Below are 16,966 nucleotides of genomic sequence, written 5' to 3'. Positions count from 1 at the left end.
AGCGGGACAGTGGATCTTTCGACACGATATCTGGGCCTCGACCTTAAAAACCCTCTGGTTGCCTCGGCCTCGCCCCTCAACCGTGATCTGGGCAACCTCCGAACGCTTGAAGATGCAGGCGCCGCCGCGGTGGTGCTGCCTTCGATGTTCGAGGAACAGATCGAGCAGGAAGTGGAGATGATGGATCGGCTGGTGCACCAGCCTTCGGACGCCTTCGCGGAGGCGCTGAGTTATTTTCCGTCCTCGGCAGCGTTTCCCGCTGGTGTGGATCCTTATCTCGAGCTGGTACGAAAGGCCAGGGCGGCGCTCGATATTCCCGTCATCGCCAGCCTAAACGGCATCACCGATCACGCCTGGACACGCTACGCCCAATTGCTGGAAGAAGCCGGTGCCAGCGCTATCGAGCTGAACATCTATTTCATCCCGGCGGACCTGTCGCTGGACGGACAGGCGGTGGAGCAGCGGTATCTGGACATCCTTCAGGCCGTCAAGCGGGCAACCCGGCTGCCGGTGGCGGTCAAGCTGAATCCCTATTTCAGCGCTCCAGGCCACATGGCCCAGCGACTTGTGGGAGAAAAGGCAGACGGGTTGATCCTGTTTAACCGCTTCTATCAACCGGATATCGACCTAACGCAGTTGTCGTTACGCCGGGATCTTGCGCTCAGCCACAACGACGAAATCCGGCTTCCCCTGCTTTGGCTTGGGCTTCTGGCAGGACGCATCGACTGCTCGCTGGCCGCCAGCACAGGGGTGGAGACCGGCGATGAAGTGGTCAAATACCTGCTGTCCGGTGCAGATGTGGTGATGACCACTTCGGCTCTACTCCGGCATGGCCCGGCGTACATCGGAGAGCTGAGAAAGCATCTCGAGAACTGGCTGCAGGGACGGGGACTGTTGCTCGACCAAATGCGGGGCAGCATGAGTCAGTGCAAATTGCGCAGCCCAGACCTGTATGAGCGTGCCAATTACTTACAGATTATGGAGTCCTGGCCCGGTCCAACCTGCTAAGACCTCAAGGAGAGACATGGAAGTCCGACATTATCGAAGCCATTAACGCCAAGGAGATTCTGGATTCCCGCGGCTGGTCGACCGTCAGGGTTCATTTGCGGCTGAGTAGCGGGCGCTCGGTCCCGAATCATCGTCGGCGTGATTTGACGCGGGTCCCCTTCAAGGGGAGACAATGAAATTGTCATCGGTAACAATCTGATACCACAATGACTAACGTATGTACCTGGCCAATCGATTCAATAATTGCGAATCGCGCTCACAATAATGATAGGAGACCAACAGAATGGGTAATGTCATTCAATTCGAACGCCCTGACGGAAACAGCCTCAATGGCTATCTCGCAGAAGCTGAAAATCCTATCGGTTCCGTCGTCGTGATTCAGGAGTGGTGGGGGCTCAACGATCAGATTCGTGGTGTTGCCGACCGCTTCGCCCGTGCCGGTCTTACGGCACTGGTGCCGGATCTTTACCGTGGCAAGAGTACGGTCGAGCAGGAAGAGGCTCACCACCTCATGGATAACCTTGATTTCGGCGATGCAGCCAGCAACGATATCCGCGGCGCGGCGACCTACCTCAAATCCCGCAACATCGGTAGCGGCAAGGTCGGCATCACCGGGTACTGCATGGGCGGTGCTTTGACCGTGCTTTCGATGATGATGGTACCGGAGGCAGATGCCGGAGTCATCTGGTATGGCGTCCCGCCGCTGGACTATGTCGATGCAGCCAAGATTGGCGCCGGCCGGCCGCTGATGGGGCACTGGGCTGAGCAGGATCAGGCATTCCCCATCGCCAGTGTGGACGCGTTCGAAGCGAAACTGAAAGAGGCGGGTGTCGACTACGAAGGTTACCGCTATCTCGCACAGCACGCCTTTGCCAATGAAACTGCTGTCGGGCCCGGCCGAGTTGCGTTTACGCAGTACGATCCGGTCTGGGCACAGCTCGCCTGGGATAGAACCCTCCGGTTCTTCGGTCAGCACCTGAGTTGATGGCTTGCCGGTGATGGTATAACCGCGCTATGTCAGCTGACACCGCGCTTCAGTGCCGGATACGGCACTGAGCCCTATGGCCAGGGAAGGCTCGTTAACGATCCAATTACCGCGTTGCTGAAATGCTTCCGGCCAACGACAGGGTGAAGAACGTTTGAACCACCTGGCACACGTATTTCTGGCCCCCGACACCCCGGAAGCAAGGATCGGGAGTATTCTTGGCGATTTTTCCAGGGGCCTGACGCTTGAGGAGCTGACACCGGAACTCCAAAGGGGTGTGCAGCACCACCGTGCGGTCGACAGCTATACCGATCGGCACCCGCAGGTCAGAGCCAGCAAACGGCTTTTCTCTCAGGATCGCCGCCGCTTCGCGGGCGTTGCGCTGGATATTCTCTACGACCATTACCTCTTGAAGCATTGGGACAGATTCAGCGAGCTCGATCGCGAAGCCTTTATCCAACGGGTGTATGCGGAGTTCGCAGAATACGAGCACCTGATGCCGGACCCGATGGCCAGGGTCACGCGGCGGATGGCGGCTCAAGACTGGTTCGGCCAGTACCAGCGCCTCGAAAACATCGGTTACGCCCTTGATCGGGTGGCGCAGCGTATTCGGTTCCCGAACCGGTTTGAGGGCATCATCATTGAAATCCAGAGTCACAATGCCGAACTCGAAGATCGCTTCATCGCTTTTTTCGCAGATTTACAGCAACACGCCCGCGGTTTTTGACTGACACCTTCGATACCCTCCGGACAGTTCGTGCGCAGTGTTTCGAGACCCACACATTGCTGTAAGCCAGGGGATACCTCGCCAGGCAACCACTTCACCAGCGGCTTATGGACCTGGGACCCCCTTCACCACGGCACCGCTCGACCGGCATAATCCAGATAATGCAATCCAGGGTTCTCGGCCTGGGATTCGATGGTAGTGACCAGGTTGGGAATGCTTTCCTCAATGCTCAAGCGTGCCTGGGGACCGCCCATGTCCGTGCGAACCCAGCCAGGAGCCATCAGCAAAAGAGGGCGCGAATCTTCAGCGTGGCGTGCTGCAAAGCTGCGCATAAACATATTCAGTGCAGCCTTGCTACCGCGGTACACCTCATAATTCCCGTTGGTATTGTTGGTGAGGCTGCCTTGACCTGACGACATGACCCCAATGGTTCCGGTCGGCTGGACAAGGTCCTCGAACGCTTCGATGACTCTCATCGGACTCAGCGCGTTGGTGACCATTACGCGGATAAACTCGTCAGTTGAAACATCGGCAATGGTTTCCCGGTCATCGTTTTTGACCCCTGCGTTCACAAAGAGCAGATCGAATTTACGGTCGTTGAGACGATCGCGTAGTGCTGCGACTTCCCCGGGCAGAGTAATGTCGACGGTTTCAATCTCAAGCCTTTCGCCAGCGCATCCCGAGAGGCGACGTAGATTCTCCAGCGAGGTGCTCCGGGCCGTTGCAATCACCTGCCAGCCTCTCTTGAGGTACTCGTCGACCATGGCGAAGCCAAGTCCGCGGGATGCGCCAATGATCAGCGCCGTTTTCGTCGAAGTTGTACTTTGCATGTAAATCTCCTGCGGCCTCTCGGTCATCCTTAACCACCAACAGGCGGACCGAGACGACCAATGAACGTGATGGTTCTTCGACTATATCGAGGCCAAAGTCATGGCGGTAGGCGCAGCAAAAGCACTTAATACATGCACCAGACGCCATGTGAGGCGAGCGGAGCGACGTGCTACGATGTCGGCATGCCTGAACCGGACTTAAATTTACTCATTGCGCTGGATGCCTTGCTGGCCGAGGGCAGCGTGGCAGGGGCTGCTCGTCGATTGGGCTTGAGTGCCTCGGCGATGAGCCGAACGCTGGCGCGTCTTCGTGCGACAACGCATGATCCGCTGCTGGTAAGGGCGGGGAGAGGCATGGTGCTGACGCCGCATGCAGAAGAACTGCGAGAGCGTGCCAGAACTGCGGCTCAGGCTGCACAAGCGGTGCTGCAACCCCGAACGACAGCATTGGATTTCCCGACATTGGAGCGAACCTTTACGATTCGCACCAACGAAGGCTTTGTGGAAGCCTTCGGCGCCTCGCTGATCGCCGCAGTAGCGGCGGTTGCACCGCGGGTAAGATTGCGTTTTGTGCCAAAGCCGGAAAAGACACCGGAGCCCTTACGGGAAGGTCTGGTCGATCTGGAGGTTGGCGTGCTCGGACAAATGGGACCCGAAGTCCGCTTGCAGGCGCTGTTTCGAGACCGCTTCCTGGGCGTTGTGAGGAAAGGGCATCCATTGGAAGCCGAAAAGACTGTGACCGCCAAGCGTTATGTTGCGTTCGAACATATTGTTGCTTCGCGCAGGGGGACGGCGACCGGACCGGTTGATGTCGCCCTGGCGGCCTTGGGATTGAAACGAACGATAACGGCCATCGTCCCTGGCTTCTCGGCGGCACTAGCGGTGGCTCGCGCTTCCGACCTGATTGCGCTGGTGCCGGCGTCGCTCCTTCAATCTCAGTCGGAATCTTCGACAGCCACGATGTATGCATTTGAACTTCCTGTCACGACCGAGAGGATTACGGTGTCGCAGATGTGGCATCCTCGCATGGACGCAGACCCCGCTCATCGATGGTTACGTCAGCTATTCCTGGCGGTGTGCCGGCAACAGCCGTCGCTCTGATAGCGGACAAAACCACTCGTTGGCGCTCTCTGGGGCAGGACTGGAAACGGTCTAGACATCCTGCGATTGCCGACGGTGTTGCAGACTGGGGCGCGTGACACAACCCTTCAATACGAAAACTGAGGGCTGAGGGACACTGAGGACCTCTACTTATCAGTCCTTCGGAATCTGTTCATGCATCAATCCCTATTCGCTGATGGGCTATGGCCATCGCTTCTGTCCCTGTTTCTGTCCGGTGTTGTGGTGATGGGAAGCCCTGGTCCGGCGACGATGGGCATTACCGCCGTGGGGGCGACTTTCGGTTTTCGGCAATCGCTGCGTTATGTCGCAGGAATGATCGTTGGAACGATGTTGGTGCTTTTCGCCGTTGCGGGCGGGTTGGTGGCCCTCCTGTTTTCCTATCCTGGGGCGGCGCCTTTTCTGGTTGGGCTGGCGATGACATACCTGTTGCACCTGGCCTATAAAATTGCGCGCGCCTCCCCGTTAACAGGAACCGGCGACAATGCGAGAGCCCCCAGTTTCATGGGCGCGCTCCTGTTTGCCGTCGTCAACCCGAAAGCCTATTTTGCCATTGGTGCCGTCTATACCGGAACGACGCTGAGACTCGGAGCAGCAGGGCACGACACCGCGGTCAAGTTGGCCGTCCTCGCGGCGGTGATATTGACCACCCAAACCGCCTGGCTGGTCCTGGGAGCCTCTCTGTCGAGTGTGCTGCAAAAACCCAGGCTATGGAGAATCGTCAATCTGCTGTTTGCGGGGATACTGGTTTACAGCGTTGTGGTGACGTTGGTCGGCCTTGAAGGCGCCTGAGGGTGCGGCCCCGAGGAGACATCAAACGGCCTTCGGGACATCCGCCCCCGGATCAAAGGCCGCCACAATGCCAGGGGAATGGTCGACAACAGTTCCGTCGCGCAGCCATTTAAGCGCAATGTCCCAGAGTTTTCCGGAAAACCGACTGTTGAAATAGCCGAAGTGGCCAATGGAACGCTCGCCGATGGCGTTCGGCTCAATTCTGAGATGGGTCCGCTTACTCCCATGGTAATAGGCTAACAGGCGATGGATAGCCGGCACGGTGCCGAATTCGTCGTCCGTGAAACTCAAGGCCAACGTGGACCCGCTCATTTGGGAAAAACGCCGCACAAGATCCTGCTTGCCGGGATAGCGGCGGCCGGAAAAACCGCGCCAAGTGTCTTCAAAACGCGGCCGACTGAAAACCCAGTCCCGAACGACCCCTCCGGGAGTATCTTCGAGCCATCCCAGTCTTTTCCCGGGGAAATATCCTAACGGCAAGCTCATCAGGGGCATCATCAGATGCCATTTCACCAGCATCTTTAACCGGTGAGCGGGCGCATAGTCGCGCCAGTAGGCGTACTGCGCGCCCACGGTCATAACGCGCCGGATGCGGTGGTTGGAGCGAGCCAGTCCGAGAACGAATCCGCCGACACTGTGAGCGACAACATGGATGGGCTGACCCGGGAACGCCCGCGCCACGAAATCCATGACGGCCTGGAAATCAAAATGTCCCCAATCGATCCAACCTGCACTGAAGCCTCTGAGGGAGCTGGGTTTTGACTCGCCGATGCCTCGGTAGTCGTAGGTAACGACATCAAAGCCGTTTTGAAAGAGGTAATCCGCGAACCGGAAATAATACCGGCAGATAACCGATGTGGCGGGATTGATGATAACGACGGGGCGCTCGACGGCCCGCTCTGGCTGCCGCCAATAGCGCCCTTTTAAGGAAATACCATCGTCGGTGACTACTGTGAAGGGTCTATGGACTCTCTGCTGCTGTGGATCCTGGGGCATAGAATTCTCAAGATGGAGCCGTGTTGAACCTCTACGTTGACCCGCACAGGTACCTGCGTCAGTCACGCGATCGCGTCGAAGACGCCTTCAATTGAGCGATGCGGCTTTTCACCACGTTGAAGTCGCCATAACTGCTATAGCCGTGCAATGCTTCCAGATGCAGGGCGTCGTCCAGTTGCCGGCCAACAACGTCCATAATCGTTTCCTTGGCAGAACGAACGGCAAACTGGCTGTTGCCGATGATGGATTTTGCCACGTCCTCAGCCACCTCCAGTAGTTCGGCGCGGGGAACAATCCTGCTCACCAGACCGAGCCTTAACGCCTCTTCGGCCGGAACGGGGCGCCCCGTCAGGGTGAGATCGAGCGCAACGCCGACACCTGCGATATTCACGAGTCGCACAATGCCGCCGTCACCCTGATGCAGACCGACTTTCACTTCAAAGACTCCCAGCACGGCGTCATCGGAAGCAATCCGGATATCACAGGCCAGTGCCAACTCAAAACCGGCGCCTACGGCATAGCCATGCAGGGCGGCGATAATCGGCTTGTAAAGGCGGTGCCTGCCCCGCGTGATTCCGCCGCCCAAACCTTCCCTGGCATTGTTGCGAAGATCCGCGCTGCTGGCCCTTTCCCAACGGGGAATAAAAGACTGGAGATCGGCACCGGCGGAAAACGCCTTGCCATTAGCCGAGAGGATGGCGACATCGGCGTCACTGTCTTCTGAAAACCGCACCCAGGCTTCCGCCAAGGCGTGGTTCAAGCCATCATCCAGTGCATTACGGGCATCCGGTCGATTTAACGTGATGTAAGCGATACGCTGACGGGTTTCGTAGAGTACCAGCTTAGTCATAAAGCACCTCCAGTCACATCACCGGGCTGTTCTTCCGATCATCTTTTCCCGTGAACTGGAGACCACTCTAACGTGATACGAAGAATACTAATAATGGATAATATAGATTGATATCCATAGCCTATTTTTATGAATGTGGCGTCTGGGCGGATTTAGGCATCTGGTCCTCGGTGCAAAAGAAAAGGTCGCGTCTCGCCTTGACGCGAAGGTTTCACCGGGGAGGTGAAACCTTGCAACCTTTCTTCGCGTCCTAAGGCATCGCGGGCTTAAAGGATTGAACATAGCTATGTCCATGGCGGACATAAGCGATCCACACCTTGTGCGTGACTGGGTCAAACGTGGCGGAGTGCGTTCCTTTAGGGATTTCCAGCGTCGCTAAAACCGGTTTCGAGGTTGGCTGGGTATCGATAACAATCAGACGCCCGTGATCGGGACAATACAGGCGGTGATATTGGGGATCGTAGGCCATCTGATCAATGTGATTACCCCGGCCAATTGTGATGGATTGCTCGGGGGCCCCCGTAGCGGCCGAAAGTACCGCGATTTTTTCCGAGCGACCACCGACAAACAGTCGCTGCGCGTCCTCATCAAGCGCCAAGCCATGGGGCGAATTCGCCGGCTGCGTTGACCAGTGGTGAAGGATTTTATGCGTCGTCGTGTCGATCTCGAGAACTTCATTGCGGGGTTTGATGTTCAGGTAAAGGTGGTGCGCATTTGCATCCAAGGCCATTAATTCCGGCGCGCCGGGTATGGCGATATGGCCAACCCTCTTATTGCTATGCGCGTCTATGATCCACAACGCCTTGCCATCATCGTGACCGACGTACAGCTCGTCGTTTGCGGGGTCAAAAATCATCGCGTCGGCAGGCCCGGGCGTTTTAATGAGGCCCACTTTTTTCAGCGTGCGCCGGTCGACAACCGCCACACCGTGTTCAGTACCAACGAAATATTTGTTGTCGATCGTATCAACCGCGACGCCGGACGATTTGCCAACCGGGATCTCGCCAATCAGTGCGTCCTTTCTTAGATCAACAACCGTCAATGTGTGGGCGTGGCTGTGGGCCGCCAGCAATCGACGTTGTGACGCGTCCACAGTCATAAGATCGAACCTTGCGGCTTTGGCTGAGACTTCTATCGGTGCCTCCGGGGTCAGCACCTTTGCCGCAGCCGCACTGGCCCGGGCGGAGGATACGGCCGCGAGGGCGAGGATCAATGCCGTTACCTGTTTCGCTATCATTCACATTCTCCCTGAAACGCCGGCAACTCCTAGTGTCACCAGACTTCTCTATCGTTGATTGAAAACAGCACCCAATTATTCCCCGCCGAGATGACGGCATGAGTGTCGTCGCAGGCCCTGAAAAAATTTGCCTCATCCGTTGAAGTTGGCAGGCACAGTCTGGCCAGCGTTGATTAGTCGACAATTAGGATCGTTGCCGCCTTTGCGGTGCTCCGATGTCTAATCCTCCACTAACGCTTGTTGCCCACAATGGTCTCGCGGCTAACATACAGCCCCGCAGCAAACACGCTCGTGTTGGGCTGTTCTTTGTGAGGAGATGAGATATGACCAAGACGCAACTTCGACACGCGGCGCTCGCCATCCTGCTGTTTGGGAGTCTTTCACCCAGCGCATTCGCGGCCTTGACCGGCAGTGCTCGTTACAGCCATAGCGCAACCGTATCGTTAACCCAGGCAAGAGCGATAGCGACGCACGCCTATAGCGGAAAAATCCTCAAGGAAGAACTGGAGAAGGAGGAGGGCGGTAGCGGATTGAGATATTCCTTCGATATTCGTCAGGGAAACATCACTCACGAAGTCGGCGTCGACGCAAAGACCGGCAAGGTGCTGGAAAACGCTTCTGAAGCCGTCGACAACGATTGAGGTTTCGGAAGATAGATGGAGGGAAAGTGGGGCCTGTATTCACAGTGATGTTTCGAGAGGAGAGATCGCACGCCCAGTCTTTGGGCGCACCTGGAAATGCCGCGTCTTCCTGGATAGTTAATAACGATTAACCCTGCACTTGCTTAAAACGCAGTGATGGCGTCACAAAGGTTCTAGATAACAAAGCCCGGTGGTTTTACGCTGCCAATGCCCATGCATCGATTAGCCGAACCAATGGAATAGCAAAGTGCCTTTTATGGCCACTATCGAATGACGCGTCCTGTATCACAGGAGCTGCCTTGCGGGTTTCCGGTGGCTTCTGACAATTGGTAATCTTGTCGATGGTTGCAGAATCCTTTAATAAAGATATTGAGGAGCAGGGAATGATTACAGCCTCATCCATAGATTGTCTGAGTCTCTTTGTTGGCGAGTGGGCTGGAGAGGAAATCATTGCTCCGTCGAAGTGGGGGGCAGGTGGCGTGGCATCTTCTCGTATTTCCGCCCGAAAAGGACTCAACCACTATGTGCTGACCCAAGATTATCGTGCGGTGCGAGATGGAAAGCCCTGGCTGGAAGTACATGCGGTCTTTACGTTCGATGAACAAAATGCCACTTATCGTTTGTTCTGGTTTGACAGTCTTGGATTTGTGCCAGAAATTCCAGCATTGGGGCAGTGGGACGGTGAGAAATTGATGTTTATCAGAACGTCACCTCGAGGGAAAACGCGACATACCTACGATCAATTTGGAGATGAAAGCTACCGATTGATATTGGAAAGCTCCTTTGACGACGGCAAAACCTGGAGCCGGGTCATGCATGGAAGTTACACCAGGACTTCCTGATTTTAAGGGCTTTGATTTCAGTCTTTGTCACGAAGGAAAGCAACATGACAGCCGATAGTTTTTTTTCGCTATTTATAGCCTTGGTTATATTAGCAGTGATTCCAGGGCCCGGAGTTTTTTCGGTAGTTGCAAGATCGATGACATCTGGTTTCAGGCATGGGTTGGCGACAGTGTTCGGTATTGTTTTTGGCGACTACATATTTATCGCACTGTCAATTTATGGCTTGTCGGCGTTGGCGAGCACAATGGGTGAATTTTTTGTGGTCATAAAAATATTAGGTGCTACTTACTTGGCCTATTTAGGTGTCAGGCTGTTTTTTAAAAAAGCGCATATCAATGAAGTTGAGCCTGTTGCAGAGCTTTCTTTTTTTGCGAACTTTACAGCCGGCCTCGTCACTACACTAAGCAATCCGAAGGCCATTCTTTTTTATGTAAGTTTCTTCCCCGCATTCATTAACATTCAATCTGTAACGCACACTCAGGTTATTCAGATATTAATTATAGCGACAATAGCGGTGGGGTCCGTAATGGCTGCTTACGCATACGCTGCCAGTAAAGCGGGTCGCCTGTTCAACAGTTCCGGCAGCACTAAAGCATTAAATGTAACCTCCGGAAGTATCTTGATCGGTTGCGGCGTTTTCCTCGTCACAAAGGCTTGATGGAGTGCCCCTAGCTCGGTAGACAGATTCTGTCCTCACGACGAGGCCTTTCGAAGGTTTCCGGACTGACACCATCCAAGTGACGGTGGCGACGTGTCCGGTTGTGGAAGATTGCAATGAAGTTGTGCAGGGCAGTTAAATGGCTTCAGCTGACGATCCTCAGTACGAAGTGAATTATAGGTCCGATTCCAGCGAGACCTCGGCATTCGAGCTTGCCAGAATGTTGACTAGTCCAACATCAAAGGAGTCGCCATCATGTCATTTCGGATCACGGGATTAGATGCCTCTGAATTCCAACCACTGTTCGGCATGTCCAGCCATGATCTCCGAAAACTCGGGGCAGTGCGTGTGATAGCCGAAACCTCACCGCGCTACCCGGACCGAATCGAGCTTCGCGACGCCAAGGTGGGCGAGAGTCTGATTTTGGTAAACTATATGCACCAACCCGCCTCCACCCCCTATAAAGCTTCGCACGCAGTCTACGTTCTTGAAAATCCCTCCCATCGGTACGATCAGGTCAATCAAATCCCGGATGTCTTGCTGTCGCGAATGATCTCCCTTCGCGCATTTGACGACTCTGACATGATGATGGGTGCCGAACTTTGTGAAGGCCATGCTCTCGAACGCTTCATAGAAAAGATGCTGGCCGACGAAAACACCGCGTATATTCAGCTCCACTACGCGAAATATGGCTGTTATGCCTGTCGCGTCGATCGCGTTTCTTCTGAATGACCATGCAGCGCATACCAAAATTTTCGTTGCCGGCACGAACCACCTGAATCCCCACCGCCCATGCAGTTTAACTTTCGCTTTCGTCGAGTCTTGCAGACCGCGCCATTAGCGCGGTGCATCCAAGCTGGACGCCACCCCCCACCAGCAGGGCCGCTTCCAGTCCCATTTCTCCACCCTGAAATATGGCAAAAACAGTGCCTAACAGAGCCACGCCCAGGGTTGCCCCAACCATACGCGCCACATTAATCAAGGCGGACGCGCTTCCTGCCCGGGAGGCGGATACTGACCCCACTGCCAATCCGAAAAGCGGGCCAGTGGCTAGCCCCATTCCCACACCGGTGGATATCAACCCCAACTCGGTAACCGCCAAACTCCCATGCCCCGCACCCAAGCCGGTGGATATCAATCCGGAGTCGATGACGATCATGCCCCCAGTCGTCATTATTCGGCTTCCGAGCCAACCTGCCAGAAAACCGGAGAACGGTGAAACAAAAACAAACGCCAGTGCCATAGGCATGAGTGCCAGGCCCGCGCCTGTCGGCCCAAGGACGGCAGTGTCCTCCCAGACCAGCGGCACCAAAAACAGGGCGCCATACATACCGAATGTCATGCCGCCGGTGGCAATCATGGCGCCCCGGAAGGGTCCTTGGCGAAACAAATCGAGCGGCACCATCGCCCGAGAGCCGGCTCGATGCTGCGTGCGGACAAACAACGTCAGAGCCACCACAGTCACTATCAACGCAAGCATCGCATGCACCGGTGCCCCATGGGCAGATATCGCTGCGACGGCCAGTCCGCCCAATACCAATATCCCCAGTCCCTGCGCAATGAATTGCGGATGGCGACCTTCCGGGTTGGACGACTCCCTAATACTCAGGTGGGACAATGCAACCGCCGCCAGCGCCAGGGGAACCACCAGGAGAAAAATGCTCCGCCAGCCACAATGGTCGATTAGAATTCCGCCAATTGACGGGCCCATTGCCAAGGCCAGACCGTTGCAGGCCGCCCAGATACCCAAAACACGCGCCCGCGATCCGACATCGGTCCAAACCACCCGAACAATGGCCAATGACGCGGGAATCATTAGCGCAGCCCCCAATCCGGCTATGGCGCGACCGGTTATCAAAAGATCCATGGCAGGTGAAAACGCGCACAGGAGCGAAGCGCCAGCAAAAATACCTACCCCTGTCATAAAGATCCGTCGCCTTCCATAAAGGTCCGCTAACAATCCGCCCGTCAGCAGAAATGCGGCGTAGGTAAGATTATAGGCGTCCAACACCCACTGTATCTGGCTGACGCCAGCATTGAAGAACAAGGCTATGGGGTGGGTGGCAAGGTTAACCACAGAGGTGTCCACCTGTGCGATTAACACAGCCAGACAAAGGGTAACCAGTGTGAGACCTCTCCTGTCCTTGATAGTGTGGCTGGTAATATCTGCCTGTCTCGCATCAGGCATTGGTTGATGGCTACGGTGCTGCATTGGAGGCACTCCTTTGTCGGAGGCGCCATTTTAGGTCCGCCGTCGATCACAATGACTCGACGCGGATCGAAGCATTCCTAGCCGGAACCAGATAACATGAACTGTGTCGCTGGGAGGTGAAATCGTGTGCCCTGAAACGCAACTGTACACTGTCGCCTATTTGATAGCTGACCCATCGCGGGCGGCAATGCTGGCTTTATTGGTGGACGGTCGTGCCCGCCCCGCCGGTGAGTTGGCGTTTGTCGCTGGGGTCACTCCCCAGACGGCCAGCTCGCATCTGGCTAAATTGTTGGACGGCGGATTACTTCTGTGCGAGAGCGAAGGTCGGCATCGCTATTACCGTTTGGCAGGGGACCATGTCGCTCAGGCGTTAGAGCATCTCGCTGCAATCAATCAAATGCATCCAGTTCGCCAGAAACCCCTCAGTCAGGAGGCAAGAACCCTTCAGTTCGCCCGGCGCTGCTACGACCACCTGGCCGGCCGTCTGGGTATCGCTGTTACCCGAGCCTTGGTGGAGAAAGGGTATATCCTTCCGGCCCAGGACAAGCGGTTTGAAATTACGACTTTGGGCGCCGAATGGTTTGGCGACCTGGGCCTCGACATCTGTGCGCTGAACCCAAGTCGTCGCGGACTTGCCCGCCAGTGTCTCGACTGGACCGAACGCGACCATCACCTGGCCGGACCAATCGGCGTCCAACTGCTCACAGTTTTTTGCGATAATGGCTGGCTACGCCGATCGAAGAACTCTCGAATCATCCATGTTACCCCGCCAGGGTGGGCGGCTTTAGCCAGGCACCTGGATGTTGTTCAGGAACAGTTCCATCGCCCGACCTAAATCTCAGTCCGTAACTTTTGGCGGTTCTGGAAAGGGCTCCATCTCCGCTTTTTCCAAAGCAGGGCTTAAATGTTCCGGGCGCTAAGTCAGCACCCATTTATCCTGTGGAGGTGGCTATCCGCATGGCGTTATAGTGTTTCGGTGAATCCGTATAACGCGGCGACAACACATGATGATCTGGCAAAGACTCAGCCCTACCATAGGAGGGCACAGGCAATGGACCCTAATAAAATTCACGCGATCACAGACCACATCATTTTTCTGCATCATAAACAAAATACCTTTCTGAGTTCGGCAAAAGTCCAAAAGCTCCTTTACTACATGCAGGGGTGGCACTTGGCCGTTCATGATATATCGCTGTTTGAAGACGATTTCGAAGGCTGGGTTCGTGGCCCGACGATCCGGGCCATCCATCTTCGATTCGAAGACGTTTACTCACCCCTCCTAACACCTCTCGATTTAGAGAGTCTTTACTTCAAACCAAACAAAACGTACCGCCCGCTCATCAGTCAAGACGATCAACGTCACATAGAGCTGGCCTTTAAAATTTACAGAAATCTCTCAACTTACCAACTGGAAGCCGCCATCATTGAACAGCAGCCGTGGCTACTGAGCCGAAACGATTTGTTTGCTGGGGAGAAAGGCGACACCGTCATTTCGAAAGACAGCATCCAACGCTATTTTCGAGACTTTCTTTAATTATGAATTATTGGTGCGGCGGCTCAACTTGCCTTTGTTGTCACAATACAGAGAGCTACGGTTAGCAACATCACCTTTTTGAATCACTGAATCGCTTAGATACTTTCCAGCCGTTTGCAGGTCAACCGGACCACGGGAAAAGGGTCAATTCCCTAACCGGTTTGAAGGAATGATTGAGGAAATCCGGAGCCAGAATGCCGAGCGGGAAGCACGGTTTCTCGATTTCTTTCGGATTTACAGCGTCGCGCGGCAGATTAGGGGGGGGGCGGGCGGAGCCAGAATCTAAACTGCCTCCGCCGCCTGTTACGATGATTATTTAACCAGCGGGCAGGAGCCTTGGGCCAGGGTCATGAAGGCCTTGTCCCCGGGAATGGTCTGCTCAACCTTCAGCAGGTCCCAGCCGTGGCCATGCTTCGGATTGGATTCCTTCGGGGTTTTCACCTTGACCAGGTACATGTCGTGGACGTTCAGACCGTCAGCACGGATATGGCCCTCGGTACCGAAGAAGTTGATCTTCATCTTGCCCAGCTCTGCACGGACCGCATCCGCATTGTCGGTACCTGCCGTCTTGACGGCCTGCAGGTAGTTCATAACCGCTGAGTAAACGCCCGCCTGGTCCATGGTCGGCATCTTGCCGAACTTGGCATAGAAGGCATCGCCGAACTTACGCGAGGCATCATTGCGATCCCAGTAGTAACTGGTGGTGAACTGCAGACCCTTGGCGATGTTCAGACCCAGGCTCTTAACGTCCGTCAGGAAAACCAGCATGCCGGCCATTTTCTGGCCCTGCGCCACGATACCGAACTCGTTGGCCTGCTTGATCGCATTGATGGTGTCCGCGCCGGCATTAGCCAGGGCGATAACCTGTGCACCGGAAGATTGTGCCTGAAGCAGGTACGAGGAAAAGTCAGAGGTGGCCAGCGGCGCCAGCACCGCCCCTTTTATGGTGCCGCCCAGCGATTTCACGACTTTTTCTGTGTTGCCCTGCAACGAATGACCGAAGGCATAGTCAGCTGTGATGAAAAACCAGCTTTTGCCACCCCCCTTGACCATTGCAGTGGCGGTACCGACTGGCAGCGCATAGGTGTCATACAGGTAGTGGATGCCGTACTTGGTGCAATCTTTGTTGGTCAGCGCGGTGGAGCCGGCACCGGTGTTCATGGTGATGGTGTGCTTTTCTGACGCCAGCTTCTGCACGGCAATACCGACACCGGAATTGAGGATGTCGGTGATCATGTCCACATGATCCTTATCGATCCACTCACGGGCGACGGCTGAACCGACATCCGCCTTGTTCTGGTGGTCGGCAGAAACGATCTCGATCGGTTTGCCCAGAACGCTACCCCCAAAGTCATGGACAGCCATCTCGGCGGCTACCACAGAACCTTTGCCACCGATGGCGGAGTAGACACCGGACATATCGGACAGGACACCGATCTTAACCGATCCGTTGGATATGCCAGCAGCGTTGACGGGGCCCGCAGTGGACAGCCCCAGGGCGGCCGCACAGGCGAGTGCACAGGTAAGTTTCTTCATAGTGGATCTCCTCAGGTTTCTGGTTTTGGTTATTGTTGTTGTTGCCAGACCGCGATACTCGCCGGCCCCTTTCACACACTGAGATAGCTGTTGATTCCGTCCATGTTCGTCTTCAGATTTGCCGCACCGATCATCCTGGCCGTGCTGGTAGGCCTAAGTTTATGTCCTTAATGGCTGCTCTAAAGAGCTGTCCAGCCGCCATCGATGGGTAGCGAAGCGCCGGTGATGGCATCGGCACTGTCGGAAATCAGAAACTGAATCATCCTACCGATGGCTTCAGGCTTGATAAGCTCAGGGTAGGGGGTCTTGGTTTTGATGAGACCTCTTTTCGCCTCTTCAAAACTGACGCCATTGGCTTTGGCGAATTCGTTGAACTGATGATTTAGGATAGGGGTTTCTGTCCATCCAGGACAGATACAATTAACCGTCACGCCATACTCTGCGTACTCGAGCGCCGCGACTTTGGAAAGTCCCACGAGACCATGCTTTGCCGCACAGTAGGCGGCTTTTTGTGGCGACGCCACCAAACCATGCACTGAGGCAATGTTGATGACACGCCCCCAACCGGCGTCCTTCATCGCGGGCATCAGGCGCTTCATGGTGTGAAAGGCTGCCGATAAATTGATGGCAATAATGGCATTCCACTTTTCCACGGGAAATTCAGCCAGCGACGATGTGAACTGAATACCGGCGTTGTTAACCAGGATGCCAATGGGCCCGAGCGACGTTTCGGCTGCATCAATCAGCTTGTTGAGTTGATCGACGTTGGAAAGATCCGCCTGACAATAGGCGGCTTTGACGCCGAATTCCCGCTGCAGCCCCTGGGCCAGCGAATCTCCCTCTGAACCGGATTCCAGGCCGTTTAACATCAAATTGAAACCCCGGCCAGCCAGTACTCGTGCTGTTGCCAAGCCGATACCACTCGTAGATCCGGTAATTAATACATTGTCGCTGTTCATTATTATTGCTCCTTACCGACTCAGGAACGCCGTGTGACT

General features: G+C 55.4%; 18 protein-coding genes. 11 read left to right on the top strand and 7 right to left on the bottom strand.

Going from position 1 to position 16,966, the window contains the following annotated elements; all coding sequences use genetic code 11:
• Positions 1-9: 9 nt before the first annotated feature.
• From CLR77_RS14445 to CLR77_RS14435, 3 genes are all read left to right on the top strand, one after another.
• Positions 10-1,008 (top strand): dihydroorotate dehydrogenase-like protein, encoded by a 999-nt coding sequence (locus CLR77_RS14445; protein ID WP_097461363.1) that lies wholly within the window; start codon positions 10-12, stop codon positions 1,006-1,008.
• Between the two features lie 283 nt (positions 1,009-1,291).
• A complete protein-coding gene (locus CLR77_RS14440) occupies positions 1,292-1,993 on the top strand; it encodes a dienelactone hydrolase family protein (protein WP_097461362.1) in 702 nt (233 codons plus the stop codon).
• Positions 1,994-2,147: 154 nt separating this feature from the next.
• The gene (locus CLR77_RS14435; RefSeq protein WP_097461361.1) at positions 2,148-2,720 is read left to right on the top strand and encodes an acyl carrier protein phosphodiesterase; all 573 of its coding nucleotides are present in this window, start codon (positions 2,148-2,150) and stop codon (positions 2,718-2,720) included.
• 125 nt (positions 2,721-2,845) lie between these two features.
• On the opposite strand, the gene CLR77_RS14430 is transcribed toward CLR77_RS14435, so the two are convergent.
• Positions 2,846-3,550 (bottom strand): SDR family NAD(P)-dependent oxidoreductase, encoded by a 705-nt coding sequence (locus CLR77_RS14430; RefSeq protein WP_097461360.1) that lies wholly within the window; start codon positions 3,548-3,550, stop codon positions 2,846-2,848.
• A gap of 183 nt (positions 3,551-3,733) precedes the next feature.
• On the opposite strand from CLR77_RS14430, the gene CLR77_RS14425 reads away from it, so the two are divergent.
• Complete coding sequence (locus tag CLR77_RS14425; protein ID WP_097461359.1) at positions 3,734-4,651, top strand: LysR family transcriptional regulator; 918 nt, start codon at positions 3,734-3,736, stop codon at positions 4,649-4,651.
• A 174-nt stretch (positions 4,652-4,825) separates the two neighbouring features.
• The gene (locus CLR77_RS14420) at positions 4,826-5,461 is read left to right on the top strand and encodes a LysE family translocator (protein WP_097461358.1); all 636 of its coding nucleotides are present in this window, start codon (positions 4,826-4,828) and stop codon (positions 5,459-5,461) included.
• Positions 5,462-5,482: 21 nt separating this feature from the next.
• Here CLR77_RS14420 and CLR77_RS14415 read toward each other — a convergent pair whose 3' ends face one another.
• The 3 genes from CLR77_RS14415 to CLR77_RS14405 form a co-directional block, all read right to left on the bottom strand.
• The gene (locus tag CLR77_RS14415; protein ID WP_097461357.1) at positions 5,483-6,457 is read right to left on the bottom strand and encodes an alpha/beta hydrolase family protein; all 975 of its coding nucleotides are present in this window, start codon (positions 6,455-6,457) and stop codon (positions 5,483-5,485) included.
• 58 nt (positions 6,458-6,515) lie between these two features.
• The gene (locus CLR77_RS14410) at positions 6,516-7,307 is read right to left on the bottom strand and encodes an enoyl-CoA hydratase/isomerase family protein (protein WP_097461356.1); all 792 of its coding nucleotides are present in this window, start codon (positions 7,305-7,307) and stop codon (positions 6,516-6,518) included.
• Between the two features lie 250 nt (positions 7,308-7,557).
• Entirely contained in the window at positions 7,558-8,544 is a 987-nt protein-coding gene (locus tag CLR77_RS14405) for a YncE family protein (RefSeq protein ID WP_097461355.1), read from the bottom strand.
• A 323-nt stretch (positions 8,545-8,867) separates the two neighbouring features.
• Between CLR77_RS14405 and CLR77_RS14400 the strand changes: the two genes are divergently transcribed.
• The 4 genes from CLR77_RS14400 (at position 8,868) to CLR77_RS14385 (ending at position 11,418) form a co-directional block, all read left to right on the top strand.
• Positions 8,868-9,185: a PepSY domain-containing protein gene (locus CLR77_RS14400; protein WP_097461354.1), complete on the top strand. Its 318-nt coding sequence runs from the start codon at positions 8,868-8,870 to the stop codon at positions 9,183-9,185.
• A 341-nt stretch (positions 9,186-9,526) separates the two neighbouring features.
• Complete coding sequence (locus tag CLR77_RS14395) at positions 9,527-10,027, top strand: DUF1579 family protein (RefSeq protein WP_198962774.1); 501 nt, start codon at positions 9,527-9,529, stop codon at positions 10,025-10,027.
• A 44-nt stretch (positions 10,028-10,071) separates the two neighbouring features.
• Positions 10,072-10,686 (top strand): LysE family translocator, encoded by a 615-nt coding sequence (locus tag CLR77_RS14390; RefSeq protein WP_097461353.1) that lies wholly within the window; start codon positions 10,072-10,074, stop codon positions 10,684-10,686.
• 255 nt (positions 10,687-10,941) lie between these two features.
• The gene (locus CLR77_RS14385; RefSeq protein WP_097461352.1) at positions 10,942-11,418 is read left to right on the top strand and encodes a DUF1203 domain-containing protein; all 477 of its coding nucleotides are present in this window, start codon (positions 10,942-10,944) and stop codon (positions 11,416-11,418) included.
• 67 nt (positions 11,419-11,485) lie between these two features.
• Here the strand turns inward: CLR77_RS14385 and CLR77_RS14380 are convergent, their stop codons facing one another.
• Complete coding sequence (locus CLR77_RS14380) at positions 11,486-12,898, bottom strand: MFS transporter (RefSeq protein WP_198962773.1); 1,413 nt, start codon at positions 12,896-12,898, stop codon at positions 11,486-11,488.
• A gap of 124 nt (positions 12,899-13,022) precedes the next feature.
• Between CLR77_RS14380 and CLR77_RS14375 the strand changes: the two genes are divergently transcribed.
• Both CLR77_RS14375 and CLR77_RS14370 read left to right on the top strand, forming a co-directional pair.
• Positions 13,023-13,733, top strand: coding sequence for an ArsR/SmtB family transcription factor (locus tag CLR77_RS14375; protein WP_097461351.1), 711 nt, complete (start codon positions 13,023-13,025; stop codon positions 13,731-13,733).
• Positions 13,734-13,949: 216 nt separating this feature from the next.
• Positions 13,950-14,432: a Panacea domain-containing protein gene (locus CLR77_RS14370; RefSeq protein ID WP_158227209.1), complete on the top strand. Its 483-nt coding sequence runs from the start codon at positions 13,950-13,952 to the stop codon at positions 14,430-14,432.
• A gap of 312 nt (positions 14,433-14,744) precedes the next feature.
• Here the strand turns inward: CLR77_RS14370 and CLR77_RS14365 are convergent, their stop codons facing one another.
• Positions 14,745-15,968, bottom strand: a complete 1,224-nt coding sequence (locus tag CLR77_RS14365) for an ABC transporter substrate-binding protein (protein ID WP_097461349.1) — start codon at positions 15,966-15,968, stop codon at positions 14,745-14,747.
• Between the two features lie 179 nt (positions 15,969-16,147).
• Complete coding sequence (locus CLR77_RS14360) at positions 16,148-16,927, bottom strand: 3-hydroxybutyrate dehydrogenase (RefSeq protein WP_097461348.1); 780 nt, start codon at positions 16,925-16,927, stop codon at positions 16,148-16,150.
• Positions 16,928-16,966 lie beyond the last annotated feature (39 nt).

The organism is Mangrovitalea sediminis (assembly GCF_002514725.1).
GTDB lineage: Bacteria > Pseudomonadota > Gammaproteobacteria > Pseudomonadales > Oleiphilaceae > Mangrovitalea > Mangrovitalea sediminis.
This window is presented reverse-complemented; position numbering and strand designations above follow the sequence as displayed.

What these genes read in the sequence shown, in the direction of transcription:
- CLR77_RS14440 (WP_097461362.1), top strand. Translation starts at nt 1,292, where the DNA reads ATGGGTAATGTCATTCAATTCGAACGCCCTGACGGAAACAGCCTCAAT.
- CLR77_RS14430 (WP_097461360.1), bottom strand. Translation starts at nt 3,550, where the DNA reads ATGCAAAGTACAACTTCGACGAAAACGGCGCTGATCATTGGCGCATCC.
- CLR77_RS14425 (WP_097461359.1), top strand. Translation starts at nt 3,734, where the DNA reads ATGCCTGAACCGGACTTAAATTTACTCATTGCGCTGGATGCCTTGCTG.
- CLR77_RS14420 (WP_097461358.1), top strand. Translation starts at nt 4,826, where the DNA reads ATGCATCAATCCCTATTCGCTGATGGGCTATGGCCATCGCTTCTGTCC.
- CLR77_RS14415 (WP_097461357.1), bottom strand. Translation starts at nt 6,457, where the DNA reads ATGCCCCAGGATCCACAGCAGCAGAGAGTCCATAGACCCTTCACAGTA.
- CLR77_RS14410 (WP_097461356.1), bottom strand. Translation starts at nt 7,307, where the DNA reads ATGACTAAGCTGGTACTCTACGAAACCCGTCAGCGTATCGCTTACATC.
- CLR77_RS14405 (WP_097461355.1), bottom strand. Translation starts at nt 8,544, where the DNA reads ATGATAGCGAAACAGGTAACGGCATTGATCCTCGCCCTCGCGGCCGTA.
- CLR77_RS14400 (WP_097461354.1), top strand. Translation starts at nt 8,868, where the DNA reads ATGACCAAGACGCAACTTCGACACGCGGCGCTCGCCATCCTGCTGTTT.
- CLR77_RS14395 (WP_198962774.1), top strand. Translation starts at nt 9,527, where the DNA reads ATGGTTGCAGAATCCTTTAATAAAGATATTGAGGAGCAGGGAATGATT.
- CLR77_RS14390 (WP_097461353.1), top strand. Translation starts at nt 10,072, where the DNA reads ATGACAGCCGATAGTTTTTTTTCGCTATTTATAGCCTTGGTTATATTA.
- CLR77_RS14385 (WP_097461352.1), top strand. Translation starts at nt 10,942, where the DNA reads ATGTCATTTCGGATCACGGGATTAGATGCCTCTGAATTCCAACCACTG.
- CLR77_RS14380 (WP_198962773.1), bottom strand. Translation starts at nt 12,898, where the DNA reads ATGCAGCACCGTAGCCATCAACCAATGCCTGATGCGAGACAGGCAGAT.
- CLR77_RS14370 (WP_158227209.1), top strand. Translation starts at nt 13,950, where the DNA reads ATGGACCCTAATAAAATTCACGCGATCACAGACCACATCATTTTTCTG.
- CLR77_RS14365 (WP_097461349.1), bottom strand. Translation starts at nt 15,968, where the DNA reads ATGAAGAAACTTACCTGTGCACTCGCCTGTGCGGCCGCCCTGGGGCTG.
- CLR77_RS14360 (WP_097461348.1), bottom strand. Translation starts at nt 16,927, where the DNA reads ATGAACAGCGACAATGTATTAATTACCGGATCTACGAGTGGTATCGGC.